Origin of the sequence: Actinoplanes oryzae, from assembly GCF_030757795.1 — a bacterium.
In the GTDB taxonomy this organism is placed as follows: domain Bacteria; phylum Actinomycetota; class Actinomycetes; order Mycobacteriales; family Micromonosporaceae; genus Actinoplanes.
Map to the genome: position 1 here is coordinate 1 of NZ_JAUQWH010000297.1, position 5,128 is coordinate 5,128.

The following is a 5,128-nucleotide window of genomic DNA, read 5'->3' on the forward strand; positions in this document are numbered from 1 at the left end:
GTTCTCCACCTTGCGGTACGGGGTCTCGACGAAACCGAACGGGTTCACCCGCGCGAAGGTCGAGAGAGCACCGATCAGGCCGATGTTCGGGCCTTCCGGCGTCTCGATCGGGCACATCCGGCCATAGTGGGACGGGTGCACGTCACGGACCTCGAAGCCCGCCCGCTCACGGGACAGACCACCCGGGCCGAGCGCGCTCAGCCGGCGCCGGTGGGTGAGGCCCGCCAGCGGGTTGGTCTGGTCCATGAACTGCGACAGCTGCGACGTGCCGAAGAACTCCTTGATCGCCGCCACGACGGGACGGATGTTGATCAGGGTCTGCGGCGTGATCGCCTCGACGTCCTGCGTCGTCATGCGCTCGCGGACGACGCGCTCCATCCGGGACAGGCCGACGCGGACCTGGTTCTGGATGAGCTCGCCGACCGTGCGCAGGCGCCGGTTGCCGAAGTGGTCGATGTCGTCGGCCTCGTAGCCCTCCTCGCCGGCGTGCAGCCGGGCGAGGTAGTCCACGGTCTTGACGATGTCCTCTTCGGTGAGGGTGCCGCGGACGATCGGGACGTCGATGTCCAGCTTCTTGTTGAACTTGTAGCGGCCGACCTTGGCGACGTCGTACCTCTTCGGGTTGAAGAAGAGGTTGTCGAGCAGGGTCTGCGCGTTCTCCCGGGTCGGGGGCTCACCCGGACGGAGCTTGCGGTAGATGTCGAGCAGGGCCTCGTCCTGCCCGGCGATGTGGTCCTTCTCGAGCGTCGTCATGAGCAGCTCGGACCACCCGAACCGCTCACGGATCTGGTCCGCCGACCAGCCGATCGCCTTGAGCAGGACGGTGACGGCCTGCCGGCGCTTGCGGTCGATGCGGACCCCGACGGTGTCCCGCTTGTCGATGTCGAACTCGAGCCAGGCACCCCGGCTCGGGATGATCTTGACGCTGGACAGGTCGCGGTCGGAGGTCTTGTCCGGCTCCTTGGTGAAGTACACGCCCGGGGAGCGGACGAGCTGACTCACCACGACGCGCTCGGTGCCGTTGATGACGAACGTCCCCTTGGGGGTCATCATCGGGAAGTCACCCATGAACACGGTCTGGCTCTTGATCTCGCCAGTGGTGTTGTTGGTGAACTCCGCGGTCACGAACAGCGGCGCGCAGTAGGTCAGGTCCTTCTCCTTGCACTCCTCGATCGAGGCCTTGACCTCGTCGAAGCGCGGAGCGGAGAAGGACAGCGACATGGTGCCGGAGAAGTCCTCAATGGGACTGATCTCTTCGAGGATCTCTGCGAGGCCCGAGTGGGCGTGCGGATCGTCCGTCGTGCGGGCCTGCCAAGCCTCGTTGCCGACCAGCCAGTCAAAGGACTCCGTCTGGAGGGCGAGGAGGTTGGGGACCTCAAGCTGCTCTTGGATCCGGCCGAAAGAAATACGGCGGGGAGCGTATGCGCTCGACGTACGGCTGGTCTTCGCAGGGCGGGAAGCTGCCAAGATGCGTCCTTCCGAGGACCGGTGCTGCTGATGCGGCTGAGCTGCTGATGCAACTTTCTGCGCTGTCTACTGCTCTGGGCACTCCAATGGACCCCCAGGAATTCACCCGGATGGATGTCCCTGCAGGGCTCAAGGCAGAAGGCAGCGCAAACTAGCAGTGTAGCCGCTCGGCTAACCGCTGTCCAGCCCACACCGGAGGGGACCTGCGGAACGGATCCCCGTCGCCTCTGACCTGCGCCTTCTCGGCCAGGGTCCAGACGGGGCCGCTCGAACGCGGCAACTCTCCCTCGGGTGCCGGTCTGCGGGGGACCCGGCAACACCGGATTACCCATCAGACGGCTGTCGCAAGCGCGGAAACTTGCTGATGTCAGCGTGCCTGTCAGCGGACACACAGTCAAGACTTGCGCTGGGGGCGGGTCCTGTGACCCAACCCGTTAGAGAGCATATGGGGTGATTCGCGGTTTATGCGAGTCAGTCATCCGACGTCCCGCCAAAAGCGCTCTGACCTGGGATTTTGTCGGAGACACCGAACGGGCGGGGATCCGGTGTGGGATCCCCGCCCGTCCGGGCAGATCAGGTGAGACCTCAGGTCACTTGAGGGTGACCTTGGCGCCCTCGCCCTCGAGCTTGGCCTTGGCCTCCTCGGCCTTCTCCTTGTTGACACCCTCGAGGATCGCCTTGGGGGCGCTCTCGACGGCGTCCTTGGCCTCCTTGAGGCCCAGGCCGGTCAGCTCGCGCACGACCTTGATGACCTGGATCTTCTTGCCACCGTCGGCCTCGAGGACGACGTCGAAGGAGTCCTTCTCGGCCTCGGCCGGAGCGGCGTCGCCGCCGGCCGCGCCGCCACCCGCGACAACCGCGACGGGCGCGGCGGCGGTGACCTCGAAGACCTCTTCGAACTGCTTCACGAACTCGGAGAGCTCGATCAGGGTCATTTCCTTGAACGCGTCGAGCAGCTCGTCGGTGCTGAGCTTCGCCATGTCTGGCAACCTTTCGTTGTTTCAGTCAGATGTAAGTCGAACGCCGCTGAGACCGTCAGGCCTCGGCGGAACCGTCCTGCGCGCGCTTGTCCTGCAGAGCAGCTGCCAGACGTGCGACCTGGGCGAGCGGGGCCTGGAAGGTGCCCGCGGCCTTGGTCAGGTTGCCCTTCATGGCGCCGGCCAGCTTGGCCAGCAGCACCTCACGGGACTCGAGGTCGGCGAGCTTGGTGACCTCGTCGGCCGAGATGGCCTTGCCCTCGAAGACGCCGCCCTTGATCACCAGGGTGGGGTTGGCTCGGGCGAAGGCACGAAGGCCCTTGGCCGCCTCGACCACGTCACCGCCGACGAACGCGAGCGCGGTAGGACCGGCGAAGAGCGCGTCGAGGCCCTCGATCCCCGCGTCGGCCGCAGCCCGCTTCGCGAGCGTGTTCTTCGACACGGAGTACTTGGTCTCGTTGCCGAGCGAACGACGAAGCTCGCTGATTTCCTTGACCGTGAGGCCGCGGTACTCGGTGAGCACGGTGGCCGACGAGTTACGGAACTGCTCCGTGAGCTCGGCGACCGCAGTGGCCTTGTCGGCCCGGACCGGCTTGTCCGCCATGTCCCTCCTCTCTCGTTGCTCATGAGCCGCCGGCATCTACCGGCCCCGACAACGAGAAACGCCCCGGGCGCAGGGCGCACGGGGCGGGCATGGACGCTCGGAAGCGTCGACATGATCGCGAACCGTTCTCCCCTGCGCGGGCCGCCCGCCTGTTGCGGGACCTTCGGCCACAACCCCCGTCGGCACGACGGCGACTGCGGCAACCAGCGGTCTGTGGGTGGAACTTCGAGAAGCAACAGTACGCGCTCAGCCGCACATTGCCAAATCGCGCGCCTTGACCTTGACCTTGCCGATGCCTGCGCAGTGCCGGAACAAGAACACGGCGGCGCGCTGCGGGTCTCTGCGGGTCTCTGCGGGTCGCTGCTGAGCACACCGGCGCTCGACTGCTGCGGGCTCACGCCCAGGGCGAGGACGGGATCAGCAGCACGAAAAAGCCCCCGGCGTGAGCCGGGGGCCTCTCGCGTGGAACGTCGGCCGATCAGTCCTGGGCGGCCTGGAAACCCTTGACGACCTTAGGGTCGATCAGGATGCCGGGGCCCATGGTGGTGCTGACGGCGATCTTCTTGAGGTAGCTGCCCTTGGCCGCGGACGGCTTGGCCCGCAGGACCTCGTCGAGCACGGCGCCGTAGTTCTCGATGAGCTGCTGCTCGGAGAAGGACGCCTTGCCGATGATCAGGTGCAGGTTCGAGTGGCGGTCCACCCGGAACGTGATCTTGCCGCCCTTGATGTCGGAGACGGCCTTGGTCACGTCCACGGTGACCGTGCCCGTCTTCGGGTTGGGCATGAGGCCACGCGGGCCGAGGATGCGGGCGATCCGGCCGATCTTGGCCATCTGGTCCGGCGTCGCGATCGCGGCGTCGAAGTCCAGCCAGCCACCCTGGATCCGGGCGACGAGCTCGTCCGTGCCGACCTCGTCGGCGCCGGCCGCGACGGCCTCCTCGGCCTTCGCGCCCTGGGCGAAGACGATGACGCGGGCGGTCTTACCGGTGCCGTGCGGCAGGTTGACCGTGCCGCGAACCATCTGGTCCGCCTTGCGCGGATCCACGCCGAGCCGCATCGCGACCTCGACCGTGGCGTCGAACTTGGTGGAGGCGGTGTCCTTCGCCAGCTTCACGGCCTCGGTGGGCTCGTAGAGCTTCGAGGCGTCGATCTGCTCGACGGCCTTGCGGTACGCCTTGCTGCGCTGTGCCATTTCTCTTTACTCCTGTGGTAGATCGCGGGGCGCGACGAATCGCGCGCCCCTCCCACGACGTGCGGGGTGCGGCAACTCAGATCTTGGCGACCTGGTTGAAGTTGAGCTCGACCGGCGTCTCCCGGCCGAAGATGGAGACCAGAACCTTCAACTTCTGCTGGTCCGCGTTAATTTCCGAGATCGACGCCGGCAGCGAGGCGAAGGCGCCGTCGGTGACCGTGACGGAGTCGCCCACCTCGAAGTCGAGGACCTTGACCTCGGGCTTGGCCTTCTTCTCCTCCTGCTCGACGGCCGGCGCCAGCCACTTCAGCACCTCGTCGAGCGAGAGCGGGGCCGGGCGGTCGACGCGGTCGGTCGCGCCCACGAAGCCGGTCACGCCGGGCGTGTTGCGCACGCAGGAGTAGGACTCCGGGGTGAGATCCATCCGGACGAGGATGTAACCGGGGAAGACCTTCGCCTGCACCTGGTTGCGCTTGCCGTTCTTGACCTCGACCTCTTCGCGGGTCGGCACCTCGACCTGGAAGATGAAGTCCTCCATGTCGAGGCTCGTGATGCGGGTCTCGAGGTTGGTCTTGACCTTGTTCTCGTAGCCGGCGTAGGAGTGCACGACATACCAGTCGCCGGGGGCGTAGCGCAGCTTCTGCCGCAGCTCGGCCACCGGGTCGTAGTTGTCGTCCACATCGGGAGCGGCCTCGGCCTCGGCGGGCTCAGCCTCGTCCGGGGCGGTCTGGGCGGCGGCCTCGACCGACTCGGCGTCGCCCGCCGTGGCCACCGACGACTGCTCGTCGGCGGAGAGGGCGTTCTCGTCGTCGTACTCAGGCACGCTTGCTCACTTCCGTAACTCTCAGCTTCAGTTGCCGAACGTCGTCAGGATGGCCTTGCCGAACC

General features: G+C 66.7%; 4 protein-coding genes and 1 pseudogene. All 5 read right to left on the reverse strand.

The features are described from left to right. Positions 1 to 1,467, reverse strand: a pseudogene (locus RBH18_RS42945) (DNA-directed RNA polymerase subunit beta); the annotation flags it as partial. A 590-nt stretch (positions 1,468 to 2,057) separates the two neighbouring features. Beyond that, the gene (gene rplL / locus RBH18_RS42950; RefSeq protein WP_306216285.1) at positions 2,058 to 2,447 is read right to left on the reverse strand and encodes a 50S ribosomal protein L7/L12; all 390 of its coding nucleotides are present in this window, start codon (positions 2,445 to 2,447) and stop codon (positions 2,058 to 2,060) included. Between the two features lie 55 nt (positions 2,448 to 2,502). After that, positions 2,503 to 3,048 carry a 50S ribosomal protein L10 gene (gene rplJ, locus RBH18_RS42955; RefSeq protein ID WP_305786111.1) on the reverse strand — a complete coding sequence of 182 codons (546 nt, stop codon included), beginning with the start codon at positions 3,046 to 3,048 and terminating at the stop codon, positions 2,503 to 2,505. 478 nt (positions 3,049 to 3,526) lie between these two features. Further along, positions 3,527 to 4,240 (reverse strand): 50S ribosomal protein L1, encoded by a 714-nt coding sequence (gene rplA, locus RBH18_RS42960; protein WP_306216286.1) that lies wholly within the window; start codon positions 4,238 to 4,240, stop codon positions 3,527 to 3,529. A 76-nt stretch (positions 4,241 to 4,316) separates the two neighbouring features. Beyond that, a complete protein-coding gene (gene nusG / locus RBH18_RS42965) occupies positions 4,317 to 5,063 on the reverse strand; it encodes a transcription termination/antitermination protein NusG (protein ID WP_306216287.1) in 747 nt (248 codons plus the stop codon). Positions 5,064 to 5,128: the final 65 nt, after the last annotated feature.